17 protein-coding genes, 2 tRNA genes and 7 other RNA genes are annotated in these 25,395 nt (G+C 53.0%); 15 read left to right on the top strand and 11 right to left on the bottom strand.

Annotation, left to right across the window (positions count from 1 at the left end; all coding sequences use genetic code 11):
• Positions 1-576: 576 nt before the first annotated feature.
• The gene (gene ychE / locus QNN88_RS01415) at positions 577-1,224 is read right to left on the bottom strand and encodes an NAAT family transporter YchE (RefSeq protein WP_042318631.1); all 648 of its coding nucleotides are present in this window, start codon (positions 1,222-1,224) and stop codon (positions 577-579) included.
• A gap of 476 nt (positions 1,225-1,700) precedes the next feature.
• Here ychE and adhE point away from each other — a divergent pair, with 476 nt between their 5' ends.
• Positions 1,701-4,376, top strand: coding sequence for a bifunctional acetaldehyde-CoA/alcohol dehydrogenase (gene adhE, locus QNN88_RS01420; protein WP_414238656.1), 2,676 nt, complete (start codon positions 1,701-1,703; stop codon positions 4,374-4,376).
• A 139-nt stretch (positions 4,377-4,515) separates the two neighbouring features.
• On the opposite strand, the gene tdk is transcribed toward adhE, so the two are convergent.
• Entirely contained in the window at positions 4,516-5,133 is a 618-nt protein-coding gene (gene tdk / locus QNN88_RS01425; protein ID WP_414238657.1) for a thymidine kinase, read from the bottom strand.
• 602 nt (positions 5,134-5,735) lie between these two features.
• On the opposite strand from tdk, the gene hns reads away from it, so the two are divergent.
• Entirely contained in the window at positions 5,736-6,149 is a 414-nt protein-coding gene (gene hns, locus QNN88_RS01430; RefSeq protein ID WP_042318627.1) for a histone-like nucleoid-structuring protein H-NS, read from the top strand.
• A 139-nt stretch (positions 6,150-6,288) separates the two neighbouring features.
• On the opposite strand, the gene galU is transcribed toward hns, so the two are convergent.
• From galU to rssA, 3 genes are all read right to left on the bottom strand, one after another.
• On the bottom strand, positions 6,289-7,197 hold the full coding sequence (galU, locus tag QNN88_RS01435; RefSeq protein WP_414238658.1) for a UTP--glucose-1-phosphate uridylyltransferase GalU: 909 nt from the start codon (positions 7,195-7,197) through the stop codon (positions 6,289-6,291).
• A 200-nt stretch (positions 7,198-7,397) separates the two neighbouring features.
• On the bottom strand, positions 7,398-8,411 hold the full coding sequence (gene rssB / locus QNN88_RS01440; RefSeq protein WP_414238659.1) for a two-component system response regulator RssB: 1,014 nt from the start codon (positions 8,409-8,411) through the stop codon (positions 7,398-7,400).
• Between the two features lie 92 nt (positions 8,412-8,503).
• Complete coding sequence (gene rssA, locus QNN88_RS01445) at positions 8,504-9,412, bottom strand: patatin-like phospholipase RssA (RefSeq protein WP_414238660.1); 909 nt, start codon at positions 9,410-9,412, stop codon at positions 8,504-8,506.
• Between the two features lie 111 nt (positions 9,413-9,523).
• Here rssA and QNN88_RS01450 point away from each other — a divergent pair, with 111 nt between their 5' ends.
• The 11 genes from QNN88_RS01450 to QNN88_RS01500 all read left to right on the top strand — a co-directional run bounded on the left by QNN88_RS01450 (position 9,524) and on the right by QNN88_RS01500 (position 12,484).
• Positions 9,524-9,979, top strand: a complete 456-nt coding sequence (locus QNN88_RS01450; protein WP_414238661.1) for a YchJ family protein — start codon at positions 9,524-9,526, stop codon at positions 9,977-9,979.
• 55 nt (positions 9,980-10,034) lie between these two features.
• Complete coding sequence (gene purU / locus QNN88_RS01455) at positions 10,035-10,877, top strand: formyltetrahydrofolate deformylase (protein ID WP_414238662.1); 843 nt, start codon at positions 10,035-10,037, stop codon at positions 10,875-10,877.
• A 171-nt stretch (positions 10,878-11,048) separates the two neighbouring features.
• A non-coding RNA gene (locus tag QNN88_RS01460) (RtT sRNA) lies at positions 11,049-11,191 on the top strand.
• 24 nt (positions 11,192-11,215) lie between these two features.
• A tRNA-Tyr gene (locus QNN88_RS01465) sits at positions 11,216-11,300 on the top strand.
• A 44-nt stretch (positions 11,301-11,344) separates the two neighbouring features.
• Positions 11,345-11,476: non-coding RNA, RtT sRNA (locus QNN88_RS01470), on the top strand.
• A gap of 35 nt (positions 11,477-11,511) precedes the next feature.
• Positions 11,512-11,596: transfer RNA gene (locus QNN88_RS01475), tRNA-Tyr, on the top strand.
• A 46-nt stretch (positions 11,597-11,642) separates the two neighbouring features.
• Positions 11,643-11,774: non-coding RNA, RtT sRNA (locus QNN88_RS01480), on the top strand.
• A 46-nt stretch (positions 11,775-11,820) separates the two neighbouring features.
• Positions 11,821-11,951, top strand: a non-coding RNA gene (locus QNN88_RS01485) — RtT sRNA.
• 46 nt (positions 11,952-11,997) lie between these two features.
• A non-coding RNA gene (locus QNN88_RS01490) (RtT sRNA) lies at positions 11,998-12,129 on the top strand.
• A gap of 46 nt (positions 12,130-12,175) precedes the next feature.
• Positions 12,176-12,306: non-coding RNA, RtT sRNA (locus tag QNN88_RS01495), on the top strand.
• 46 nt (positions 12,307-12,352) lie between these two features.
• A non-coding RNA gene (locus QNN88_RS01500) (RtT sRNA) lies at positions 12,353-12,484 on the top strand.
• Positions 12,485-12,651: 167 nt separating this feature from the next.
• On the opposite strand, the gene narI is transcribed toward QNN88_RS01500, so the two are convergent.
• The 5 genes from narI to QNN88_RS01525 all read right to left on the bottom strand — a co-directional run bounded on the left by narI (position 12,652) and on the right by QNN88_RS01525 (position 21,091).
• On the bottom strand, positions 12,652-13,329 hold the full coding sequence (narI, locus tag QNN88_RS01505; RefSeq protein ID WP_414238663.1) for a respiratory nitrate reductase subunit gamma: 678 nt from the start codon (positions 13,327-13,329) through the stop codon (positions 12,652-12,654).
• Positions 13,329-14,039 carry a nitrate reductase molybdenum cofactor assembly chaperone gene (narJ, locus tag QNN88_RS01510; protein ID WP_414238664.1) on the bottom strand — a complete coding sequence of 237 codons (711 nt, stop codon included), beginning with the start codon at positions 14,037-14,039 and terminating at the stop codon, positions 13,329-13,331. Before narJ ends, narI begins: the two co-directional genes overlap by 1 nt.
• Complete coding sequence (gene narH / locus QNN88_RS01515) at positions 14,036-15,571, bottom strand: nitrate reductase subunit beta (protein ID WP_044327858.1); 1,536 nt, start codon at positions 15,569-15,571, stop codon at positions 14,036-14,038. The genes narJ and narH overlap by 4 nt, the downstream gene beginning before the upstream one ends.
• A complete protein-coding gene (locus QNN88_RS01520) occupies positions 15,568-19,311 on the bottom strand; it encodes a nitrate reductase subunit alpha (protein ID WP_414238665.1) in 3,744 nt (1,247 codons plus the stop codon). Before QNN88_RS01520 ends, narH begins: the two co-directional genes overlap by 4 nt.
• 388 nt (positions 19,312-19,699) lie before the next feature.
• Entirely contained in the window at positions 19,700-21,091 is a 1,392-nt protein-coding gene (locus QNN88_RS01525) for a NarK family nitrate/nitrite MFS transporter (RefSeq protein WP_414238666.1), read from the bottom strand.
• Positions 21,092-21,444: 353 nt separating this feature from the next.
• Between QNN88_RS01525 and narX the strand changes: the two genes are divergently transcribed.
• Together narX and narL are read left to right on the top strand one after the other, a co-directional pair.
• The gene (narX, locus tag QNN88_RS01530; protein WP_414238667.1) at positions 21,445-23,241 is read left to right on the top strand and encodes a nitrate/nitrite two-component system sensor histidine kinase NarX; all 1,797 of its coding nucleotides are present in this window, start codon (positions 21,445-21,447) and stop codon (positions 23,239-23,241) included.
• Positions 23,234-23,884 carry a two-component system response regulator NarL gene (narL, locus tag QNN88_RS01535; RefSeq protein WP_042318615.1) on the top strand — a complete coding sequence of 217 codons (651 nt, stop codon included), beginning with the start codon at positions 23,234-23,236 and terminating at the stop codon, positions 23,882-23,884. The genes narX and narL overlap by 8 nt, the downstream gene beginning before the upstream one ends.
• Here narL and QNN88_RS01540 read toward each other — a convergent pair whose 3' ends face one another.
• Positions 23,885-25,291, bottom strand: coding sequence for a YchO/YchP family invasin (locus tag QNN88_RS01540; RefSeq protein WP_414239332.1), 1,407 nt, complete (start codon positions 25,289-25,291; stop codon positions 23,885-23,887).
• Positions 25,292-25,395: the final 104 nt, after the last annotated feature.

A 25,395-nucleotide genomic window follows, 5' to 3' on the forward strand; every position in this document is an offset into this window, starting at 1 on the left:
TCCCCTGCCCGGGGCGCATGAACAGTGGGCTCAACTGTTTATTGATATTTATTCTCATCAACAAGCAATCCGCTTCAATATGAACTGTCGGAAAGTAACAAAAGCATTTATCAACCGCCAATACAATTTACAGATTTGTTAAGCAATTCTCTTTTAGAGAAAAAATTGCGTTCCGGTAGAACGTTCCGAAACAAACGAAATAAAAATAATGTCTTATTAATCATGCAATTATTAACAGCCTATCCGTTTGAGACCTTCGGACTCTGCAAAAGGCGTATAAATATACGAAAATTTAACAATTGGTTATTTTTTAGCACATTACTCTGCCAGTTCATTGAATTAACTAATATCATCTCAATTATCCTTCAGCAAGCCCCGGATTGTGATGTGAGCAAAATAACAAAGCAGAGTCTGGAAAAGAGATTAAAAACACAGTTGAATCAAGGGGCTTAATACGGACAAAGTCATCCGTGATTCCTGATGGGCGGGACGGAAAGTAAGAAAGGTGACGAGACGGGGTGATAAAAACAGACGGAGCCGCGAACAGCTCCGCAGGTTATTTCATCTGAAAGCGAATTAGCTTAATAGCCCTGGAAAAATGGCCTTAATACCTGTGACAATAAACTCGATCCCCAGCGCCATTAAGAGCAGGCCCATAATTCGGGTAATCACGTTAATGCCCGTCTGGCCAAGAACACGCACCAGCCATGGTGCCATGCGGAAAAGTCCCCAACAGCACAGGGCAAAAATCGCAATCGCCACAAAAAAGCCAAGCAGGTACATCACGCTGTGGTAACGCGTCCCCCACACAATGGTCGAACTGATAGCACCAGGGCCTGCCATCAGCGGCAGCGCCAGGGGAACCACGCCTACGCTTTCCCGGATCGCCGTTTCTGATTTTTCCTGCTTGTTCTGCTTATCCTCACCCAGTTTGCCGCTAATCATCGACATTGCAATGGTGACCACAAGGATCCCGCCGGCGATACGAAACGAATCAATTGAGATACCGAACAGTTGCAGAATACCGTCGCCGAGGAATAACGAGGTCCACAGAATGATCGCAACGGACAGGTTGGCAGTGAGGTTCGTTTTGTTGCGCGCCGCCGCTGTCTGGTAGCTCGTCATACTAATGAAGACAGGAATAATCCCAACCGGGTTCACTAACGCGAACAACCCGATGAAAAATTTGAAATAAACAGGAAAATCAAACAGCGTTTGGATCACGGTTAGCTCCGAAGCGTTAGCCGTATAAAGTAAGTTAAAATAACCGGGTAAAAACCGTGCTGAAGATACGCCTTTTCACAGCACATTTCACCAGGGCAAACGTAAAATTGCTACCATTCCTGAGTGTTAATAATATGTTTTAATTATGATAATTTAAGACCCATTCACCACTACAATTAAACAACACTTAGCGTTAAGGGTAAAAAGGCCCTGCTGAAAGGTGTCAGCTTTGCTAAATCTTGATCCAGATCACGTAATCGCTACTCAGAAGTGAGTAACCTTGCTTACGCCACCTGGAAGTAACGCGTTAGAGTTAGATGACGCTAACGCACAAGCTCTTTTAGTAAATCAGAGCAAACTGAACGTTAAGTAACCAATTGATTTTCTGGCTGTTATACAAACTAACGCCCGCTGTCTATACTCACGTATCGAGCAGATGATTTACTAAAAAAGTTTAACATTATCAGGAGAGCATTATGGCTGTTACTAATGTCGCTGAACTTAACGCACTCGTCGAGCGCGTCAAAAAAGCCCAGCGTGAATATGCCAGTTTCACTCAAGAACAAGTTGATAAAATCTTCCGCGCCGCCGCTCTGGCTGCCGCAGATGCTCGAATTCCTCTCGCGAAGATGGCCGTTGCCGAATCCGGCATGGGTATCGTCGAAGATAAAGTGATTAAAAACCACTTTGCTTCTGAATACATCTATAACGCTTACAAAGATGAAAAAACCTGCGGCGTGCTGTCTGAAGACGACACCTTCGGGACCATCACCATTGCTGAACCCATCGGTATCATCTGCGGTATCGTACCAACCACTAACCCAACCTCTACGGCAATCTTTAAGTCTCTGATTAGCCTGAAAACCCGTAACGCGATCATCTTCTCCCCGCACCCACGTGCAAAAGATGCAACCAACAAAGCGGCTGACATCGTGCTGCAGGCGGCTATCGCTGCTGGTGCGCCGAAAGACCTGATTGGCTGGATCGATCAACCTTCCGTTGAACTGTCTAACGCGCTGATGCACCACCCGGATATCAACCTGATTCTTGCGACCGGTGGTCCGGGCATGGTTAAAGCCGCATACAGCTCCGGTAAACCAGCTATCGGTGTGGGCGCGGGTAACACGCCAGTGGTTATTGATGAAACCGCTGATATCAAACGTGCTGTCGCCTCTGTACTGATGTCTAAAACCTTCGACAACGGCGTTATCTGTGCTTCTGAACAGTCTGTTGTTGTGGTTGATTCCGTTTACGATGCCGTTCGCGAGCGTTTCGCCAGCCACGGCGGCTACATGCTGCAGGGTAAAGAGCTGAAAGCTGTTCAGGACGTGATCCTGAAAAATGGCGCGCTGAACGCGGCTATCGTAGGTCAGCCTGCTTACAAAATCGCCGAACTGGCAGGTTTCACTGTACCAGAAACCACTAAGATTCTGATCGGTGAAGTGAAAGTGGTTGATGAGAGCGAACCGTTCGCTCACGAAAAACTGTCCCCGACGCTGGCGATGTACCGTGCGAAAGATTTCGAAGATGCGGTAATTAAAGCAGAGAAACTGGTGGCAATGGGCGGTATCGGTCATACCTCTTGCCTGTACACCGACCAGGACAACCAGCCGGAGCGCGTGGCTTACTTCGGTCAGATGATGAAAACCGCGCGTATCCTGATCAACACCCCGGCATCTCAGGGTGGTATCGGTGACCTGTATAACTTCAAACTCGCACCTTCCCTGACTCTGGGTTGTGGTTCCTGGGGTGGTAACTCCATCTCTGAAAACGTTGGTCCGAAACACCTGATCAACAAGAAAACCGTTGCTAAGCGAGCTGAAAACATGTTGTGGCACAAACTTCCGAAATCTATCTACTTCCGCCGTGGCTCACTGCCCATCGCGCTGGATGAAGTGATTACTGATGGCCACAAACGTGCGCTCATCGTGACTGACCGCTTCCTGTTCAACAATGGCTATGCTGACCAGATCACCTCTGTGCTGAAAGCTGCTGGCGTTGAAGTGGAAGTGTTCTTTGAAGTTGAAGCTGACCCTACTCTGTCCGTTGTACGTAAGGGCGCAGAGCTGGCGAACTCTTTCAAACCAGACGTAATCATCGCGCTGGGTGGCGGTTCCCCGATGGACGCCGCGAAAATCATGTGGGTTATGTACGAGCATCCGGAAACCCACTTCGAAGAACTGGCGCTGCGCTTTATGGACATCCGTAAGCGTATCTACAAATTCCCGAAAATGGGCGTGAAAGCGAAAATGATCGCCGTCACCACCACTTCTGGTACCGGTTCTGAAGTGACTCCGTTTGCAGTTGTCACCGACGATGCTACCGGTCAGAAATACCCACTGGCTGACTATGCTCTGACCCCGGATATGGCAATTGTCGATGCTAACCTGGTTATGGACATGCCGAAGTCCCTGTGTGCCTTCGGTGGTCTGGATGCCGTCACTCACGCCCTGGAAGCTTACGTATCCGTACTGGCTTCTGAGTTCTCTGATGGTCAGGCACTGCAAGCGCTGAAACTGCTGAAAGAAAATCTGCCGGCGTCTTACAACGAAGGGGCTAAAAACCCGGTCGCCCGTGAACGTGTTCACAGTGCAGCCACTATCGCCGGTATCGCGTTTGCGAACGCCTTCCTCGGCGTGTGTCACTCCATGGCGCACAAACTGGGCTCACAGTTCCACATTCCGCACGGTCTGGCGAACGCCCTGTTGATCAGCAACGTTATTCGCTACAACGCAAACGACAACCCGACCAAGCAGACTGCCTTCAGCCAGTATGACCGTCCGCAGGCACGCCGTCGTTATGCTGAAATCGCAGATCATCTGGGTCTGAGCGCACCGGGCGACCGTACTGCAGCGAAGATCGAGAAACTGCTGGCATGGCTGGAAAGCCTGAAAGCAGAACTGGGTATTCCGAAGTCAATCCGTGAAGCAGGCGTTCAGGAAGCCGACTTCCTGGCTCACGTTGACAAGCTGTCTGAAGATGCATTCGATGACCAGTGCACCGGCGCGAACCCGCGCTACCCACTGATTTCCGAACTGAAACAGATCCTGCTGGATACTTTCTACGGTCGTGAGTTCTCTGAAGGCACATCAGCGGCGAAAGAAGTTGTCGCTGCACCGAAAGCAGAGAAAAAAGCGAAGAAATCCGCATAATTCTCACTGAGCAGTCATAATGTAAAAGCGGCCTCTGATGAGGCCGCTTTTTTGTGTCCAGAATATGTTTCTTCTTTCAGCCCGCTGTCGGGTCTGTAAACGCTTCAGCCCAGCGCAAACCGTTTATCTGCAAAAGGGTTTAGTCGTGGCGATGGCGTTCTTGTATGGCCGTCAAAGAGCCCTCGTCCAGCGCTTCCTTATAATGCTTACGACAGACCGAGACATAGCGCTCGTTGCCGCCAATGACAACCTGTTCGCCTTCATTATAAGGCCTGCCCGCCTGATCAAGACGCAGCACCATACTCGCTTTGCGCCCACAGAAGCAGATCGTTTTTAATTCCACCAGCTTATCTGACCACGCCAACAGGTATTGGCTACCCACAAACAATTCGCCACGAAAATCCGTACGTAATCCGTAACACAGCACCGGAATATCCAGTTGATCAACCACTTCCGATAATTCATAAACCTGCTGGCGAGTTAAAAACTGACATTCATCCACCAGCACGCAGTGAATAGATTGTTGCGCATTATCGGCTGCAATCTCTTCATACAACGATGAATTCTGGTTAAACAATTTGGCGGGAGAGGACAACCCGATACGCGAACTCACTTTTCCCGCGCCATAGCGATCGTCTATTTCTGCGGTATATACGACAGTACGCATCCCGCGTTCCTGGTAATTGTATGAAGATTGCAGTAAGGCAGTCGACTTACCTGCATTCATTGCTGAATAGTAGAAATATAGCTGTGCCATCGGCCACAGACCCTCACCAAAGTGAAATAAAGACGGGCGCAGTGTAGCATAATTTCAATCGCTATCGGTGTCAGGTTCTGCCCTCATCTGCTATATCTTCCATCACCCGCTCGCGGTGTACGAAAAATCTGTAGGTGCAAATGTACGGAAAATACGAATTAACAATTGAACAAACAATGCGCGATAGATCCCATTCTTGTCGTAATGTGCTTTAGATATTCATCAACACTGCTTATCAACGCCGCCCTAATGGAAACCCTGAACTTATTGTTACTGTTCTACATAACTGTTGCGAAGTAATAGACTGCGCCCATCAACAAAACTAATATAAAAGGTTGAAATCACTACATTGCGCGGCTATTTCATCATGTGAAAATGTGACCTGAATCCAGATGTTTTCTGGCGAAAAAAGGAGTAACCGCTCAGCCAATAAGCCCTTTTTTGTGCGTTCCTTCAAGAAAAATTTAAGTTCGGATATTTATTGCAGGCAAAAAATAAAGGGCAATTTTGAATTCCTTACATTCCTGGCTATTGCACATCTGAATTTAACGCTCTATTATTAGCTCAACAAACCACCCCAATATAAGTTTGAGATTACTACAATGAGCGAAGCACTTAAAATTCTGAACAACATCCGTACTCTTCGTGCGCAGGCAAGAGAATGTACCCTTGAGACGCTGGAAGAAATGCTGGAGAAATTAGAAGTTGTTGTTAACGAACGTCGTGAAGAAGAAAGCGCGGCAGCCGCTGAAGTTGAAGAGCGTACTCGTAAACTGCAACAATATCGTGAAATGCTGATTGCTGACGGTATTGATCCGAATGAACTGCTGAATAGCATGGCTGCTGTTAAATCCGGCACCAAAGCTAAACGTGCAGCGCGTCCGGCTAAATATAGCTACGTTGATGAAAACGGCGAAACCAAAACCTGGACGGGTCAGGGTCGTACTCCGGCAGTGATCAAGAAAGCAATGGAAGAGCAAGGTAAACAACTGGACGATTTCCTGATTAAGGAATAATCCGTTATCTGCTTGCTTAAAATCCCGCACTCTGCGGGATTTTTTATGTCCGTAATCTGCCTTTTCACCGCAACGTGTGGGTATAAAAAAACGGCGCTGAATGTCAGCGCCGTCTCAGTTCGTTAATTATAACGTCTGGTTACTTTTTAATACCCATCTCTTCTTCGAGCCAGGCCTTAAATTCGCTACCAAGCGAATTATGTCGAATGCCATATTCCACAAATGCCTGCATATATCCTAATTTATTGCCGCAGTCGTGGCTCTTCCCTTTCATATGGTAGGCTTCGACAGTCTCTTTTTCGATCAACATGTCGATAGCGTCAGTCAACTGAATTTCATCGCCCGCTCCCGGAGGGGTTTTCGCCAGCAGAGGCCAGATGTCCGCACTCAGTACATAACGGCCAACAATTGCCAGGTTTGACGGTGCGACATCCGCTTTCGGTTTCTCAACTACGCCTACCATTGGAACGCTTTCGCCCGGTGACAACGGTACGCCTTTACAGTCAACCACACCATAAGCGGTAACATCGGCGACCGGCTCCACCATAATCTGGCTATTTCCGGTTTCATCAAAACGACGGATCATTTCAGCCAGATTATCCTGGGATAAATCGGACTCATACTCATCAAGAATAACGTCAGGCAAAATAACCGCGACAGGTTCATTACCCACGACCGGATGGGCGCACAATACGGCATGGCCCAGGCCTTTTGCCAGCCCCTGACGAACCTGCATTATCGTGACATGTGGTGGGCAAATAGACTGGACTTCTTCGAGTAACTGGCGCTTAACGCGTTTTTCCAGCATCGCTTCAAGTTCAAAACTGGTATCGAAGTGGTTTTCGATCGAATTTTTCGAGGAGTGCGTCACCAGCACAATTTCAGTGATGCCCGCCGCAATACACTCATTTACGACATACTGAATTAATGGCTTATCAACCAGCGGCAACATCTCTTTCGGGATCGCTTTCGTCGCCGGTAACATCCTGGTTCCTAATCCCGCTACCGGGATAACGGCTTTTTTGACTTTCGTGTTAATGGCAGCCATTTAAATTCTCCTGGACTGTTCATGTATTGAACGTGTTCATCAATCTGTATCGCATCGAGTATATCAGGACTGACACAAGCCTCAGGTCCGAAAAGGATGCGCGTTCGTATAATTAAGATAAATACGTATAAAACTGGCGCAGATAGTAACACCCGCTGAGAAAGGCAGATACGGCAATTTGCATCCGCCTTCTCGATTGTTCATTCTGCAGACAACATAAGACGCAGCCTACCTCCTGCCCCCCAAATTTGGCACTGCCAGGCCTCGCAGCGTTGACTAATTTGGTTGAGGTAGGTATTCCCCAGCGTTCCCAGTGGAACGCCGTTACTGATTTGCACATTATGCGAACCGGTATTTAATGTCGCATTGAGTCCGGCTGAAACCAGAATCAGATTTTTAAGCTGACTATGATAATAGCCAACTAATAGCGGAAACTGTCCGGGTAAATTCGCCTGACGGAGCAGTTGGTTGACCTGCTTCAATAATGCTCCCAGTTCCGGCAGACGCTGATTCTGATGCATGAGTTGATCCTGCAACAAACCATTAAATAACGCCCGCAGGAGTAACGCCGCCAGCACACCGTTGTCGCCAGCACGGGTAACATCCAGGCAATAAAATGCGAGATCATTCTCCGAAAGCGGCGCAATATCCAGAACCAGTCCGGGCTTATCTGCCGAAACCAGTTGTCGATAGTTGACCCGACAATGCGAAATAACCTGTTGCACCGGAGGCTGAAGTTCCTGAAGCAATTTTGCAGCGGCAGCAGGATTATCCACCATCGCATCCCAGTCACGAAAAAGACGCTCTTCTTCTTCAACCCGGGAATTAAACATATTTGGATACAGACAGGCAAACACGGTTTCCCGCAGCCGGGTCAGGTCTTTTACCGGCTTCAGCAGGACATCATTCACGCCGAGACGTAAGGCTTTGGCGATATCTGCCATATTTTCTGTCGCCGAGATCACCAGAATCGGCGTCTGGTCACCGCGGTTGCGCAAATGTTCCACCAGACTAAGGCCATTCATTCTCGGCATGGCGAGATCGCAAATCATGAGATCAGGTGTGAAATCGGCTAAACGGTCCAGAGCCTCAATCCCATCGCTCGCCAGTACCGTTGTCGCTCCCAAAGAGGAAAACCACGAATCCAGAAGCGAGCGAAAAACTGGCTCGTCTTCAACGATTAGAATCTGTTTTCCGACCAATGGCTGCGTCATGTTCTCTCCCCTGACTGGCTTTACTCAATAGTGGCATGCTATTGCCACACACGCCTGTCAGAATATGCTTAAGTGTAGTTAAAAATGGTGCGTCAAACGCCGGCTCGCACCAGAGGTAAAAGTTCGTCCATCTTTTTCTCAACCGCTAGCCGCCCTGCTTCTATGGCAGAACTGGCACGATGAAAATCCAGGGTGGAGATTTGTGGACAGAACGGTTGGATTAATATGTCCGGCGGGTCGCCCGCCATGCGATTACGCTTCAGGCGATTTTCCAGCACCTGAATCGACGTGGTCATGATTTCCATCGCGGTGGGCGCCGTCACCACGCGACGTGCGGTAATATTGCCCAGCCGTTCTTTCAGGCGCGCATGCCAGGGAAGCCCTTCATCGCTCCCCTCCGGAGCATCATCACTGACGTTCAATGACAGCAGATCCTGCTGCATCAAATGTGCGTCGTGTTGCAGATCGACAGCAATCACAATATCCGCACCCAGCGCGCGGGTCAGTGAGATGGGAACCGGATTAACGACGCCGCCGTCCACCAGCCAATAGCCATTGTGGGCGACGGGCGACATCAGGCCGGGAATACTGCAGGAGGCACGAACGGCGAGATGGAGATCGCCTTCCGTAAACCATAATTCGCGCCCGGTACTGAGATTGGTCGCCACCGTTGCAAAACGACGGCTACACTGCTCAATTTCAGCGACTGGCATAACGTTGCGGTATTGATTAAAGACGCGTTCGCCGCGCAGCAGTCCCCCCCTTCGCCAGGACACGTCCATCAGACGCAGGACATCCCAATAGCTGAACGAGCAGACCCACTCTTCTAACGCGGGCAATTTATTGCAGGCGTAGGCGGCACCGACCAGCGAACCGATGGAACACCCTGCGACGATATCAATATCAATGCCCATGTGTTTGAGGGCTTTGATGACACCAATATGCGACCAGCCTCGCGCTGCACCAGAACCTAGCGCCAGACCTATTTTCATTTTTCTCATGTGACCGACAGACTTCCCCTGGCTTACGGGCGTAGCAACATCTCCAACGCTCAGTTAACATAGCGCTACTCAGGCTTTTTTATCCGCCTTTTTTTATCAGGGAGTTTTTTTGTGTCTCAGCTTTGTCCCTGTGGTAGCGCTGTCGAGTATAGCCTATGTTGCCACCGATATCTGTCTGGTGAGCAAGTTGCACCCGCTCCATCGCACCTCATGCGTTCGCGCTACTGCGCTTTTGTGATGAAAGACGCAGATTATTTGATACGGACCTGGCATCCATCCTGTCACGCAGCCAGCTTCCGGGATGAGATCGGTGCCGGATTTGCCACCACTGAATGGCTGGGGTTGACCGTTTTCGAACACACCGTGTCTGAGAAAGACAACACCGGTTACGTCAGTTTTGTCGCCCGTTTTCGCGAACACGACAAACCGGGGGCAATCATTGAACGTTCTCGTTTTTTAAAAGAAAACGGTCAGTGGTACTATATCGACGGCACACGCCCGCAATTCGGACGCAACGACCCCTGCCCTTGTGGCTCAGGTAAAAAATTTAAAAAATGCTGCGGCTAGTCAACTGCCCGACAGTATTCACTCAGCAAACATCATCAACAGGATTACCGCTGCAATGCATTCTTTACAACGAAAAGTGCTTCGTACCATCTGCCCTGACCAGAAAGGGCTTATCGCGCGTATTACGAATATTTGCTACAAACATGAACTGAATATCGTGCAGAACAATGAGTTTGTAGACCACCGCACCGGGCGTTTTTTCATGCGCACCGAGCTGGAAGGGATTTTCAACGACGCCACGCTGCTGGCCGATCTGGACAGCGCCTTGCCCGAAGGCTCTGTTCGTGAGTTAAATCCTGCCGGACGTCGTCGCGTGGTGATTCTGGTCACCAAAGAAGCGCATTGTCTGGGCGATCTGTTAATGAAAGCCAACTATGGCGGTCTCGATGTGGATATCGCGGCCGTGATTGGTAATCACGAAACGCTGCGTTCGCTGGTTGAGCGCTTTGAAATTCCTTTCGAACTGGTCAGTCATGAAGGGTTAACCCGCGAAGAGCACGATCAGAAAATGGCGGACGCGATTGACGCGCACCAACCGGATTACGTGGTGCTGGCAAAATACATGCGTGTGCTGACGCCGGAATTTGTGGCGCGCTTCCCGAACCAGATTATTAATATTCACCACTCGTTCCTGCCAGCGTTCATTGGCGCGCGGCCTTACCATCAGGCTTATGAGCGCGGGGTGAAAATCATCGGCGCGACGGCGCATTATGTGAATGACAATCTGGACGAAGGTCCGATCATCATGCAGGACGTCATCCATGTGGATCACACCTACACGGCGGAAGACATGATGCGCGCGGGTCGTGACGTCGAAAAAAACGTTCTGAGCCGCGCGTTGTATCAGGTACTTGCCCAGCGCGTGTTTGTGTACGGCAACCGGACGATTATTCTTTAATCGACTGAGAAATGAATTGGTTACCTTTACGGCTTAGCGGGTAAAAATCAGGCAACCAGTTTATTTTTATCACCGGAATGCTTTACAGGGGCGCGTCATTTGATATGATGCGCCCCGCTTCCCGAAACGGAAGCAGGCCAGTAAAACGCATTACCCCGTGGTGGGGTTCCCGAGCGATCATAAGGGAGCTGACTGCAAATCTGCCGTCATCGACTTCGAAGGTTCGACTCGAGCGATAGTGAGAGAACGTTGCCAACGGCAACGGCCCGAAGGGTGAGGAGCTTTAGCTCCGAATAATCCTTCACTGTTATCGAATGCATGCAATATCTTTACCCCGTGGTGGGGTTCCCGAGCGGCCAAAGGGAGCAGACTGTAAATCTGCCGTCATCGACTTCGAAGGTTCGAATCCTTCCCCCACCACCATTATTCACTACAGTGATGTAGTTAACTCAATGAGCAATCCAGAAGTTTGTGCTTGTCGGGGAAGGTTAAGAACCTTCGATTAAGGTTCGACTCGAGCGAAAGCGAGAGAACGTTGCCAACGGCAACGGCCCGAAGGGTGAGGAGCGAAGCGACGAATAATCCTTCCCCCACCACCATTCACACTGTACGTTCTGACAATATGTTTACCCCTGGTGGGGTTCCCGAGCGGCCAAAGGGAGCAGACTGTAAATCTGCCGTCATCGACTTCGAAGGTTCGAATCCTTCCCCCACCACCATCACTTCCCTGTTACACCTTTGCCAAATCAATCGACGTTGCCCTATATTCTGCCCATGCGGGGAAGGATGAGAAGCTTCGATTAAGGTTCGACTCGAGCGAAAGCGAGAGAACGTTGCCGCAGGCAACGACCCGAAGGGCGAGGCGCAACGCGCCGAGTAATCCTTCCCCCACCACCATCACTTCCCTGTTACACCTTTGCCAAATCAATCGACGTTGCCCTATATTCTGCCCATGCGGGGAAGGATGAGAAACTTCGATTAAGGTTCGATTCGAGCGCAGCGAGAAAGCGTTGCCGCAGGCAACGACCCGAAGGGCGAGGCGCAACGCGCTGAGTAATCCTTCCCCCACCACCATCACTTCCCTGTTACACCTTTGCCAAATCAATCGACGTTTCCCTATATTCTGCCCATGCGGGGAAGGATGAGAAGCTTCGATTAAGATTCGACTCGAGCAAAAGCGAGAGAACGTTGCCGCAGGCAACGACCCGAAGGGCGAGGCGCTACGCGCCGAGTAATCCTTCCCCCACCACCATCACTTCCCTGTTACACCTTTGCCAAATCAATCGACGTTGCCCTATATTCTGCCCATGCGGGGAAGGATGAGAAGCTTCGATTAAGGTTCGATTCGAGCGCAGCGAGAAAGCGTTGCCGCAGGCAACGACCCGAAGGGCGAGGCGCAACGCGCCGGGTAATCCTTCCCCCACCACCATCACTTCCCTGTTACACCTTTGCCAAATCAATCGACGTTGCCCTATATTCTGCCCATGCGGGGAAGGATGAGAAGCTTCGATTAAGATTCGACTCGAGCAAAAGCGAGAGAACGTTGCCGCAGGCAACGACCCGAAGGGCGAGACGCAACGCACCGGGTAATCCTTCCCCCAACACGATCATCTCTTTTCAACAGTCCTTGCCCTGTTTCATCGCCTGATGACGCTTCGCTTATCAGGCCTACAGAGACGGAACTCACGCCAGGCCGGATAAGTCAACGCCGCCATCCGGCATCAACAAAAAAACCCTGCGACGCAGGGTTTGACAAGGATAACGTCAGACGCAATCAGTGACGGGCGCGTACAATCTGGTATTTGCGCGTCAGGTACTCGACCGGTGCGCTCCAGATGTGCACTAGGCGGGAGAACGGGAACAGCAGGAATAACGTCATCCCCAGCACCAGGTGCAGACGGAAGATAAACGCCACCCCCTCCAGATGCGCTGATGCCCCCCCGTGGAATGTCACCACAGACTGCGCCCATCCTACCAGCTTCATCATTTCGCTGCCGTCCATATGCCGGGCGGAGAACGGAATGGTCGACAGCCCCAGCGCACACTGGATCACCAGCAGCGAGAGAATCAGGATGTCAGCCCCGGTGGTGGTCGCCCGCACGCGTGGGCTAAACAGACGACGCTTGAGCAACAGCACGCCGCCCACGAGACACATCAGGCCCGCCGCGCCGCCGCCAATCATTGCCATCTTCTGTTTCACTTCAACAGGCAGCCACGCTTCATACATCCAGTGGGGCGTCAGCATACCGAGAAAGTGACCGGCGAAGATCCCCAGAATCCCAAAGTGGAACAGGTTTGAGGCCATGTTCATCCCCTTGCGATCCAGCATCTGGCTGGACGCGGCACGCCAGGTGTACTGACCATAGTCATAACGCAGCCAGCTCCCGATTAGAAACACGGACCCGGCGATGTACGGATAGATGTCAAAGAAGAACATATTCAGGAAGTGCATTATTGCTGTCCTCCGGTGGTGATATTCAGATATTGCGGCGCAACGGCTCCGGCAAAACGACGTTGGTGAGCAACGATTTCAGATTCACCGCAGCCCTGATCGGCAAAGAATTTCACCTGCTCTTCTTCCCAGACCGCATCAAGCGCTTGCGGCGTATCGTCGCGAACTTCATCGGCAATTTTTTCGGCAACTTTGTCACTGTCGATCGCCGCATTTGCCAGCTTCAGCAGCAGATCGAATAGCACCGCATAGCGGCTTTCACGCTGTTGCAGACGCGCACTCAGTAGCGCCAGAATCGGCGCGATGTCCTGCAACCCGCCCAGCGCCTCGCGCTTCGGCAACTGCGCCAGGTATTCCAGGTACAGCGGCAGATGGTCCGGCAATTCACGACTGTCGAGTTGTAAACCGTGCTGCTCGTACTGCGCCATCAGGTCAACCATCGCCTGGCCGCGATCGCGGGACTCACCGTGGACGTGCTCAAACAGCAGCAGTGAGGTCGCCCGCCCGCGGTCAAACAGTTCGCTGTAGTTGGCCTGCACGTCCAGCATCTCCTGCGCGGTTAAATCCCGCAGGAAAACGCTGAGCGTATGCGCATCCTCTTTATCAAGATTTTCAGATGACGCGAGTGCCTCGTACAGTTCCTGTTGATGCTGCCATAGGGCAGCATCCGGGTACTCGAGCAGACGCGAAACAATGACGAGTTCAATCATTGGTGCGGCTCCGTTTTGCTGGTCACATCGATGGCGTCAATGCGGCGACTGTTGAACAGGTTAAATTTGGTGTCTGAACCGTGGCACCCGTCGCCGAAGGTAAAGCCACAGCCGCTTTTCTCCGGGAAGGCGTCACGCGCCAGTTCGCGATGGCTGCTCGGTACCACAAAGCGATCTTCGTAGTTAGCAATTGCCAGGTAGCGATACATCTCCTGTGCCTGCGCTTCGCTTAAGCCAACTTCTTCCAGCGCGCGGGTATCCACTTTACCGTCAACGGTTTCCGCACGTTTATAGTGACGCATCGCCAGCATCCGTTTCAGCGCCAGCAGCACAGGTTGGGTATCGCCTGCGGTCAGTAAGTTAGCAAGGTACTGAACCGGAATACGCAGGCTGTCAACGTCCGGCAGAATGCCGTTGCTGCCCAACTCACCCGCATCCGCCGCCGACTGAATCGGTGACAGCGGCGGCACATACCACACCATCGGCAGCGTGCGATACTCCGGATGCAGCGGCAGCGCCAGCTTCCAGTCCATCGCCATTTTGTAAACCGGCGACTGCTGAGCCGCATCTATCACGCTCAGCGGAATGCCGTCTTTCAGCGCCTGTTCAATGACTGCCGGGTCGTTCGGATCGAGGAACACATCCAGTTGACGCTGGTAAAGATCTTTCTCGTGTTCGGTGCTCGCCGCGCTCTCAATCGCATCCGCGTCATACAGCAGCACGCCGAGATAACGAATACGCCCCACGCAGGTTTCAGAACACACGGTCGGTTGACCGGCTTCGATACGCGGATAGCAGAAAATGCACTTCTCGGACTTGCCGCTCTTCCAGTTGAAGTAGATTTTTTTGTACGGGCAGCCGGTGATGCACATCCGCCAGCCACGGCACTTATCCTGGTCGATCAGTACGATGCCGTCTTCTTCACGCTTGTAGATGGCGCCGCTCGGGCAGGTCGCCACGCACGCCGGGTTGAGACAGTGCTCGCACAGGCGCGGCAGATACATCATGAAGGTGTTTTCGAACTGGCCGTACATCGCCTTCTGCATGTTTTCGAAGTTCTGGTCTTTGGCGCGTTTTTCAAATTCGCCACCCAGAATTTCTTCCCAGTTCGGACCGCTGGTGATTTTGTCCATCCGCTTGCCGGTAATCAGCGAGCGTGGACGGGCAATCGGCTGGTGTTTGCTTTCCGGCGCGTTGTGCAGGTTCTGGTAGTCGTAGTCAAACGGCTCGTAATAGTCGTCGATCCCCGGCAGATGCGGGTTGGCGAAAATTTTACCGAGCAGCATCGCACGGTTCCCCATACGCGGCTGCAGCTTGCCGTTGATTTTACGGATCCAGCCGCCCTTCCATTTCTCCTGGTTTTCCCAGTCGTTCGGGAAACCAACGCCGGGCTTGCTTTCCACGTTGTTGAACCAGGCGTATTCCATCCCTTCGCGGCTGGTCCAGACATTTTTACAGGTTACAGAACAGGTGTGGCAGCCGATGCACTTATCGAGATTCAGCACCATACCGACTTGTGAACGAATTTTCATTTTACGCTCTCCTGTACCTGGTCATTGCCTTCGCCATCCAGCCAGTTAATGTTCTTCATCTTACGAACCACCACAAATTCATCACGGTTTGAACCGACGGTACCGTAGTAGTTAAAGCCGTAGGCCAGTTGCGCATAGCCGCCTATCATGTGGGTTGGCTTTGGCGTAATGCGGGTCACGGAGTTGTGGATCCCGCCGCGCTGCTCAGTAATTTCGGAACCCGGCAGGTTCACGATACGTTCCTGCGCGTGGTACATCATGGTCATTCCGGCCGGTACACGCTGACTCACTACTGCACGCGCCGTCAGCGCGCCGTTGCTGTTGAACACTTCGATCCAGTCGTTATCTTCAATGCCCAGATCTTTGGCATCGGTTTCACTCATCCAGACAATCGGGCCGCCGCGCGACAGGGTCAGCATCAGCAGATTGTCGCTGTAGGTGGAGTGGATACCCCATTTCTGGTGCGGCGTCAGGAAGTTCAGCGCCTTCTCAGGGTTACCGTTCGATTTCGCGCCCATTACCGCTTTCACGGAGCGGGTGTCGATTGGCGGACGGTAGACCAGCAGGCTTTCACCGAAATCACGCATCCACTGGTGATCCTGATACAGCGACTGGCGGCCGGTCAGCGTGCGCCACGGGATCAGCTCATGTACGTTGGTATAACCGGCGTTGTAAGAGACGTGTTCGTCTTCCAGACCAGACCACGTCGGGCTGGAGATAATCTTGCGCGGCTGCGCCTGGATATCGCGGAAGCGGATTTTTTCCTCTTCTTTGTTCGTCGCCAGATGCGTATGGTCGCGTCCGGTAAACTCGCTGAGCGCCGCCCAGGCTTTCACCGCCACGTGGCCATTGGTTTCCGGCGCCAGGGTCAGGATCATCTCTGCCGCGTCAATCGCCGTGTTGAGCATCGGCTGACCTTTCGCCGGGCCGTCCGCTTTGGTGTAGTTAAGCTTACGCAGCAGGTCCATTTCGCTCTGGGTATTCCAGGCGATCCCCTTACCGCCGTTACCGATTTTCTCCATCAGCGGGCCGATTGAGGTAAACCGCTCATACGTCGCAGGATAATCGCGTTCAACGGTCATAATGTGCGGCGCGGTGACGCCCGGAATCAGGTCACATTCGCCTTTTTTCCAGTCCTTCACGTCCAGCGGCTGCGCCAGTTCGGCGGCGGAGTCGTGCTGAATCGGCAACGTGACCACGTCCGTCTCTTTCCCGAGGTGCCCCACGCAGACTTCTGAAAATTTCTTCGCGATAGCCTTGTAGATTTCCCAGTCGCTTTTCGATTCCCAGGCCGGGTCAACGGCGGCGGACAGCGGATGAATAAACGGATGCATATCCGAGGTATTCATGTCATCTTTTTCATACCAGGTCGCCGTTGGCAGCACGATATCGGAGTACAGGCAGGTACTCGACAGACGGAAATCCAGCGTCACGACCAGATCCAGCTTGCCGTCGAGACCGTTGTCATGCCATTCCACTTCTTCTGGCTTCACGCCGCCCTGCTGGCCCAGATCTTTCCCCTGGATCCCGTGTTCAGTCCCCAGCAGGTATTTGAGCATATATTCATGCCCCTTACCGGATGAGCCCAGCAGGTTGGAGCGCCAGATGAACAGGTTACGCGGATGGTTTTTCCCGTTTTCCGGCTGCTCTGCCGCAAAGCGAAGCGAGCCCTCTTTCAGTGACTTAACGGTGTAATCCACTGGCGTCATTCCCGCTTTTTTCGCCTCTTCTGCGATGGTCAGCGGGTTGGTGCCTAACTGTGGCGCGGACGGTAGCCAGCCCATACGTTCAGCGCGCACGTTGAAGTCAATCAGGTGACCGCTGTAGCGGGATTTATCCGCCAGCGGTGACAGCAGTTCCTGCGCGGTCACCGTCTCATAACGCCACTGACTGGAGTGGTTATAGAAATATGAGGTGCTGTTCATGTGACGCGCCGGACGCTGCCAGTCAAGGGCAAATGCCAGCGGCTGCCAGCCGGTCTGCGGACGCAGTTTTTCCTGGCCGACATAGTGGGCCCAGCCGCCGCCGCTCTGGCCAATACAGCCACAGAACACCAGCATATTGATCAGGCCGCGATAGTTCATATCAAGGTGATACCAGTGGTTCAGACCGGCACCGACGATAATCATTGAACGGCCGTGCGTCTTATCGGCGTTGTCGGCAAACTCACGCGCGATGCGGGTGATTTGTGCACGCGGCACGCCAGTAATCTGTTCTGCCCACGCCGGGGTATACGCTTTGATGTCATCATAACTGGTGGCGCAGTTGGCATCGTTCAGACCGCGTTCCAGACCGTAGTTGGCCATCGTCAGGTCGTAAACGGTGGTGACCAGCACAGACGTGCCATCTGCCAGTTGCAGACGCTTAGCCGGCAGTTTGTGCAGCAGTACGTTTTCAAGCTCTACTTTATTGAAGTGTTCAGTGCCTTCGCCACCGAAGTACGGGAAGCCAACTTCTGCAATCTCGTCCTGACTGCCTAACAGACTCAGCTGCAGTTCAGTCTCTTCGCCGGTCGTACCGTCGCGCTGCTCGAGGTTCCATTTGCCTTTCTCGCCCCAGCGGAAACCGATAGAGCCGTTCGGCGCCACCATGTCACCATTGCTGTTAATGGCAACGGTTTTCCATTGCGGGTTATTTTCCTGACCCAGTGAATCCACAAGGTCAGCAGCTCGCAGCAGACGGCCCGCGGCATAATAACCGTCGCGTGCTTCCAGCATGACCAGCATTGGCATGTCGGTGTAGCGGCGGACGTAGTCGGTAAAGTACTGGCTCGGATTATCGAGGTGGAACTCGCGCAGCATCACATGGCCCATCGCCAGCGCCATCGCCGCATCGGTGCCCTGCTTCGGCGCCAGCCAGAGATCGCACAGCTTGGCGATTTCGGCGTAGTCCGGCGTCACGGCAACGGTTTTGGTGCCTTTGTATCGAACTTCGGTAAAGAAGTGAGCGTCCGGTGTACGGGTCTGCGGAACGTTGGATCCCCAGGCGATAATGTAGCTGGAGTTGTACCAGTCAGCGGATTCCGGCACGTCGGTCTGCTCACCCCAGGTCTGTGGAGATGCCGGTGGCAGGTCGCAATACCAGTCGTAGAAGCTCAGGCAGGTCCCGCCGATCAGCGAGAGATAGCGTGCGCCAGAAGCATAGGAAACCATCGACATCGCCGGGATTGGCGAGAAGCCAGCCACGCGGTCCGGACCGTACGTTTTCACGGTATAGACGTTAGATGCGGCAATCAGTTCATTGACTTCCTGCCAGGAGGAACGGACGAATCCGCCGCGACCACGCGCTTGTTTGAAGCTTTTTGCCTTATCAGCGTCTTCGATGATAGAGGCCCAGGCGTCTACGGGATCGCTGTGCAGTTTCTTCGCTTCACGCCACATCTTCATCAGACGTTTGCGCATCAGCGGATATTTCAGTCGGTTGGCGCTGTAGAGATACCAGGAATAGCTGGCCCCTCGCGGGCAGCCACGCGGCTCGTGATTTGGCATATCCGGACGGGTACGTGGATAATCGGTTTGCTGGGTTTCCCAGGTCACCAGACCGTTTTTAACGTAGATTTTCCAGCTACATGAGCCGGTGCAGTTAACCCCGTGGGTTGAGCGCACAACTTTATCGTGCTGCCAGCGCTGGCGATACCCGTCCTCCCAGTCCCGGTTGGTTTCGAGAAGCTGGCCGTGCCCATCGGCAAAGGTTTCGCCCTTCTGCTTGAAGTAGCGAAACCGATCCAGGAATTTACTCATCGGTTCTCTCCTGTTGGAGCCTGACGGCTCTCTGATAAATCGACATTGCTTGATTGAGGCGAAGGTAACGCTCTGAAAGGAGGTGGGAATTGATAACGATCAAGGCATACAGGGATGAAAACGGGAGGAAATTTTTGACATACTCCTTTCGGGGGATTTGAAATTTAATTGTATACAACTGTTTTTAAAGACTATTTCTTCAATCACATTTTCCGTAAATGATAAATTCTTAACGAGTGGGTATTAAGGGGTATTCCCCCTGGTTGACATCTTTTCGCAACGGACTGGCAGAACGGCGCAACAATAAAAACAAGAGTATGTTGTAACTAATAAGATGCAAAAAAAAGCGCGGTCTAACGCCGCGCAACGGATAATCAACAATGCTTTTTTACTTTTTAGAATGCCGTCCATATACCACCCAGGTGATAACCACGCAGGCAATATAGAAGATCAGGAAAACTTTCATCGCGTCAACTGGCGAACCAGTTAACGCAAGCGAAGTGCCGAATGCTTTCGGGATAAAGAAGCCGCCGATGGCGCCTATCGCCGAAATAAAGCCCAGCGCCGCTGCCGTGTCGGTCGCCGCTTCACGCATCGCTTTCTCTTCAGAGCCGCCTTCAGCTTTTACACGCTCCATCGTCAGCTTACGGAAGATAACGGAGATCATCTGGAAGGTAGAACCACTGCCCAGCCCGGCCGTCATAAAGAGTGCAAGGAAGACCACGAAGAAGGCGATGAAATTGCCGCCGGCACTATTGGTCGGTAAGGTCAGGAACAGCAGGCCGCTGAAAATCGCCATCAGCACAAAGTTCACCAGCGTGACGCGCGTCCCGCCTAAACGATCAGAGATCGCCCCACCTGCAGAACGCGCCAGCGCGCCGACCAGGGGGCCAAAAAATGCATAATGCAGGATCTGAATCTCCGGAAACTGGGTCTTTGACAGCATCGCAAAACCCGCGGAAAACCCAATGAACGAGCCGAAGGTCGCCAGATAGAGCAGGCTCATGATCCACAGATGACCGCGCCTGAGAACCGGTAATTGCTCTTTCAGCGATGCTTTTGAGGTCGCCAGTTCGTTCATACCAAACCAGGCCGCCAGCGTGAAGAAGGCGAGGAACGGTACCCAGATCCAGGCGGCATTCGCCAGATACAGTTGCGAACCATCCGGTTGCTCAACGCCATGGCTGCCAAAGACAGCGAAGATCGACAGCGAGACCACCAGCGGCGCAACCAGTTGCATCACGCTGACGCCCATATTCCCCAGGCCACCATTCAGCCCCAGCGCACCGCCCTGTTTCTGCTTTGGAAAGAAGAAACTGATGTTCGCCATACTGGAGGCAAAGTTTGCGCCGGCAAAGCCGCACAGCAGTGAAATCACGATAAAGGTGCTGAACGGCGTGGCGGTATCCTGCACGGCAAATCCTAACCAGACGCACGGGATAATCAGGATCCCGGTGCTGAATGCGGTCCAGCGGCGACCGCCAAAGACCGGAACCATAAAGGAGTAAGGCACACGTAATAACGCGCCGGAGACCGACGGTAACGCCGTCAGCATAAACAACTGCTCAGTGGTAAAGTTGAAGCCGACCTTCGGCAGATTCACCGCAACAGCACTGAACAACATCCAGACGCAAAACGCCAGCAGCAAGCAGGGGACGGAAATCCACAGGTTGCGGCTGGCGATACGTTGACCCCGCTGTGCCCAGAACGCCGGATCTTCCGGTCGCCATTCGGTGATTACAGCTCCAGATGCCCTTTCGGGGGCGGATGAGTGACTCATAGACACCTCTGATACGCAATTCGATGCCTGCAACCTTAGGGTTTACAGCGCGAGGTAAGTTGATATAAATCAAAGGAAAAGGAGGCAATATCAGCGCAAAAAAATCATGATCACCCTAAGTGAGTAGAATAATTCGCCAAAAAATACGTGGTTTTTCACAGCACTGCTCGCCGCACTTTCCCCCTTCCCTGAATCCTCTGCGATCACGGCAATTAAGAGGTAACTCGTTTTAGGTATGGGTATACTCCAGGGGATGGTCGAGAATAACGCCACTGTCTGATTCTGCCCGGCACTCTCGTCATTCATCAAGGTTCCCCGATTTGCTCGCCGGGGACCTGAAAGAAGAAGGTTTTATGCTAAAACGTTGTCTTTCTCCACTCACGCTGGTTAACCAGGTGGCGCTCATTGTGATGCTCTCGACGGCCATTGGCGTAGCCGGTATGGCGGTCTCTGGCTGGCTGGTTCAGGGCGTACAGGGCAGCGCGCACGCCATCAATAAAGCGGGTTCACTGCGGATGCAAAGCTACCGCCTGCTCGCCAGCGTGCCGCTAAGCGCTGAGGATCAGAAACTGCTTAATGAAATGGAGCAAACGGCGTTCAGCCCGGAACTGACCCGTGCCGCAGAACGCGACGGTCAGCAGGAGCAACTGCGCGCCCTTCAGGATTACTGGCACCGCGAACTCTCCCCCGGCCTGCTACAGGCCAAAAGCAGAGAATCTGTCGCCGCCGACGTCAGCCAGTTTGTCGCTGGCCTCGATCGGCTCGTCTCCGCGTTTGATCACACCACCGAAATGCGCATTGAACGTGTGGTGATGGTGCACCGGGTGATGGCGATTTTTATGGCGCTGCTACTGGTGTTTACCATTATCTGGTTGCGTGCGCGTCTGCTTCAGCCGTGGAAACAACTGCTGTCGATGGCGCGGGCCATCAGCCAGCGCGACTTTACTCAGCGCGCGCAGATCGGCGGGCGTAATGAGATGGCGATGCTCGGCGACGCGCTAAATAACATGTCCGACGAACTGGCGGAAAGCTATTCAGTGCTTGAACAGCGCGTCAGAGAAAAAACGGCCGGGCTGGAGCAGAAAAACCAGATCCTCTCTTTTCTCTGGCAGGCGAATCGTCGCCTGCATTCGCCGGTTCCGCTTTGCGAACGTCTCTCCCCGGTGTTGAACGGTCTGCAAAATCTGACCCAAATGCATGACATCGAACTGCGGGTTTATGACCAGGAAGATGAAGAGAACCATCAGGAATTCACCTGCCAGTCCGATCTCAGTTGTGATGATAAAGGGTGTCACCTCTGCCCGCGCGAAGTGCTACCGACCACGGAAGGCGGAATGACGCTGAAATGGCGCTTAACGGACACCCATACCCAGTACGGCATTTTGCTGGCAACTCTGCCGCAGGGACGTCACCTGAGTCACGATCAGCAGCAACTGGTGGATACCGTCGTGGAACAGCTCACCGCCACGCTGGCGCTGGATCGCAATCAGGAACGCCAGCAGCAGTTGATTGTCATGGAAGAGCGTGCCACCATCGCACGCGAACTGCATGATTCTATTGCACAATCACTGTCCTGTATGAAGATGCAGATCAGTTGCCTGCAAATGCAGGGAGACGCATTGCCAGACAGCAGTCGTGATTTGCTGAGCCAGATCCGTAACGAACTGAACGCCTCATGGGCGCAACTGCGCGAACTGTTGACGACGTTCCGCTTACGGCTGACCGAACCCGGTCTGCGCCCGGCGCTGGAAGCCAGTTGCCAGGAATACAGCACCCGTTTTGGTTTTACGGTGAAACTGGATTACCAGCTACCACCACGCCTGGTGCCTTCGCATCAGGCGATTCACCTGCTGCAAATTGCCCGTGAAGCCTTAAGCAATGCGCTAAAACACGCTCACGCTGATGAGGTCGTGGTTACCGTGGCGCTGAAAGGCAAGCAGGTTAAATTGACTGTACAAGACAATGGCTGCGGCGTTCCTGAGAACGCCGAACGCAGTAACCACTATGGCATGATCATTATGCGCGACCGGGCACAGAGCCTGCGTGGAGACTGCCAGGTACGCCGCCGCGAGACGGGAGGCACTGAAGTCGCTGTCACCTTTATTCCCGAAACATACTTCACAGAAGTTCAAGGAGATACCCATGAATAATCAGGAACCGGCAACTATCCTGCTCATCGACGATCATCCGATGCTGCGGACCGGCGTCAAACAGCTTGTCAGCATGGCGCCGGATATTACCGTAGTCGGTGAGGCCAGCAACGGCGAACAGGGTATCGAACTGGCCGAATCGCTTGACCCGGATCTGATCCTGCTTGACCTGAACATGCCGGGGATGAACGGGCTGGAAACCCTCGACAAACTGCGTGAAAAGGCTCTTTCCGGGCGTATCGTGGTGTTCAGCGTATCGAATCATGAAGAAGATGTGGTGACGGCGCTCAAGCGCGGCGCTGATGGTTATCTGCTAAAGGATATGGAGCCGGAAGATCTGCTTAAGTCATTACAGCAGGCTGCCGCCGGAGAGATGGTGTTAAGCGAAGCGTTAACGCCCGTGCTGGCTGCCAGCCTGCGCGCCAACCGCGCCACTTCCGATCGCGATGTCACGCAATTGACCCCGCGCGAGCGCGACATTCTCAAGCTTATCGCTCAGGGTTTGCCGAACAAGATGATTGCCCGTCGCCTGGATATCACCGAGAGTACGGTGAAAGTCCACGTGAAGCATATGCTGAAGAAAATGAAGCTGAAGTCACGCGTTGAAGCGGCAGTGTGGGTGCATCAGGAACGCATCTTCTGATCACTCCTCCGGCAGCAACCTCCAGCGTGGGTCGTCTTCTGGCATCGCCATAAACGGTTCAGTCAGCACGAGCGTGATCTCATTGGAAGAGACACGCTGCCCTTTGTCATCTTCGACCACGACCGACAGTCGCCAGCGGTTGCTCGCCCCTTCACTGCTGTCCCAGGCGGGCATAATCACCGTCCAGCCTTCGGCGCTTTCCGCGTTAGCCCCTGCCGTCAGACTCAGTGCCTGCGTGTCCCCCTGCCAGGTAATATGGCGAATGCCATGCAGACTGCGTACCTGTAGTTTTAACGGCACCGTTTCGCCCGAGTGCAGATCCCACGGTGGCGTCGCCAGAAATACGCTCAGCGTTTTGCGCTGGCGGTATTCCATCGTCGGCAGGTTATTGCGCTGGGGTTGATCATAGCGGCTTCCGCGCAGCGACTGACTCTCTGCCACTTCGCTGGCGGCCAGCTGTTTTTTCAACGGCACGCCGAAGCGGTAGTTCAGGTTCAGTCCAAGGTTGTTCTGGCTGAGCCCGCTCTCCCCCTGTTTGTGCTGGGCGGTTACTGTCACCAGCGGAACCGGGGTGTAATTCAGCCCCAGCTTCACCGCCACTGGATTGTGATAGCCCGTCCCGGAATCAAACAGATCCACGCTGTCGCCAAAATATTGTTCCACACTGATGCTAGTATTGAGATATTCGTAGAAGGGCATGCGCATTTGCGCCGTGACGTCGTAACCGCGCGCCATGCGTTGCTCCAGCGTCGGCGTATGGGCGCGCCACGAGGCAAACGGCTGGTAATAATTGGCCGACAGCCGCAGGTATTCCCCCCACGCTTCAGCGCCCAGTCCGCCACGCTGAAGGTTTTCATCCAACAGATTATCGTAGAAGGTGTTATAGCCGAGCAGCCAGCCGTCGCGCACCCAGCGCTGGCCGATACCCACATTACTCACCAGCCCGTCATCCTGCTGAGTAAGACCCAGTTGACTCCAGGTGAGGTAGCGCGAGTTATCCTGCAAGGGGACAAACCAGCTTCCGCGACTGCCGTTGAAATTGCCTTCGCTATCGACCTGAACATTCACGCTGGCCTTGCCCCAGGGCGACAGCCAGGACTCCAGGTGCTCATTCACCTGCTCGCTGACGGCGTCGCGAACCTGACCAAAAGCAAACTGTTTTGCCTGCTCGCCGGTGTCCAGTCCGTTGTCGTTCATGCTTGCCTCGCCAAAGGCTTTCATCATCTCGGCGAAATGTTTTTCACCTTCATGCGATTCGGGAGCCATACCCAGATCGGGCAATCCGTCCTGGTTATTATCAAAGGGATTTTCGGCCTGTTGCATAAAAGAAGATTGTGCACTGGCCGTACCGCCTGCCAGCAGCAAGAGTATCCAGAAAGGGAGGAAATGCGATACAAAACGGCTCAAATCGACGATGGCTTTTAGGGAGATCAATTAACTAACACGCTTAAAGCTTACCTGACTCAGCGTCATTTTGCAGGCTTTCTCACGCTTTCAGGAATATCCTTATG

Origin of the sequence: Citrobacter sp. ANG330, from assembly GCF_047467925.1 — a bacterium.
In the GTDB taxonomy this organism is placed as follows: domain Bacteria; phylum Pseudomonadota; class Gammaproteobacteria; order Enterobacterales; family Enterobacteriaceae; genus Citrobacter_A; species Citrobacter_A amalonaticus_G.

What these genes read in the sequence shown, in the direction of transcription:
- narH (WP_044327858.1), bottom strand. Translation starts at nt 15,571, where the DNA reads ATGAAAATTCGTTCACAAGTCGGTATGGTGCTGAATCTCGATAAGTGC.
- narI (WP_414238663.1), bottom strand. Translation starts at nt 13,329, where the DNA reads ATGCACTTCCTGAATATGTTCTTCTTTGACATCTATCCGTACATCGCC.
- tdk (WP_414238657.1), bottom strand. Translation starts at nt 5,133, where the DNA reads ATGGCACAGCTATATTTCTACTATTCAGCAATGAATGCAGGTAAGTCG.
- galU (WP_414238658.1), bottom strand. Translation starts at nt 7,197, where the DNA reads ATGGCTGCCATTAACACGAAAGTCAAAAAAGCCGTTATCCCGGTAGCG.
- QNN88_RS01525 (WP_414238666.1), bottom strand. Translation starts at nt 21,091, where the DNA reads ATGAGTCACTCATCCGCCCCCGAAAGGGCATCTGGAGCTGTAATCACC.
- purU (WP_414238662.1), top strand. Translation starts at nt 10,035, where the DNA reads ATGCATTCTTTACAACGAAAAGTGCTTCGTACCATCTGCCCTGACCAG.
- rssB (WP_414238659.1), bottom strand. Translation starts at nt 8,411, where the DNA reads ATGACGCAGCCATTGGTCGGAAAACAGATTCTAATCGTTGAAGACGAG.
- rssA (WP_414238660.1), bottom strand. Translation starts at nt 9,412, where the DNA reads ATGAGAAAAATGAAAATAGGTCTGGCGCTAGGTTCTGGTGCAGCGCGA.
- narX (WP_414238667.1), top strand. Translation starts at nt 21,445, where the DNA reads ATGCTAAAACGTTGTCTTTCTCCACTCACGCTGGTTAACCAGGTGGCG.
- narJ (WP_414238664.1), bottom strand. Translation starts at nt 14,039, where the DNA reads ATGATTGAACTCGTCATTGTTTCGCGTCTGCTCGAGTACCCGGATGCT.
- adhE (WP_414238656.1), top strand. Translation starts at nt 1,701, where the DNA reads ATGGCTGTTACTAATGTCGCTGAACTTAACGCACTCGTCGAGCGCGTC.
- hns (WP_042318627.1), top strand. Translation starts at nt 5,736, where the DNA reads ATGAGCGAAGCACTTAAAATTCTGAACAACATCCGTACTCTTCGTGCG.
- QNN88_RS01520 (WP_414238665.1), bottom strand. Translation starts at nt 19,311, where the DNA reads ATGAGTAAATTCCTGGATCGGTTTCGCTACTTCAAGCAGAAGGGCGAA.
- narL (WP_042318615.1), top strand. Translation starts at nt 23,234, where the DNA reads ATGAATAATCAGGAACCGGCAACTATCCTGCTCATCGACGATCATCCG.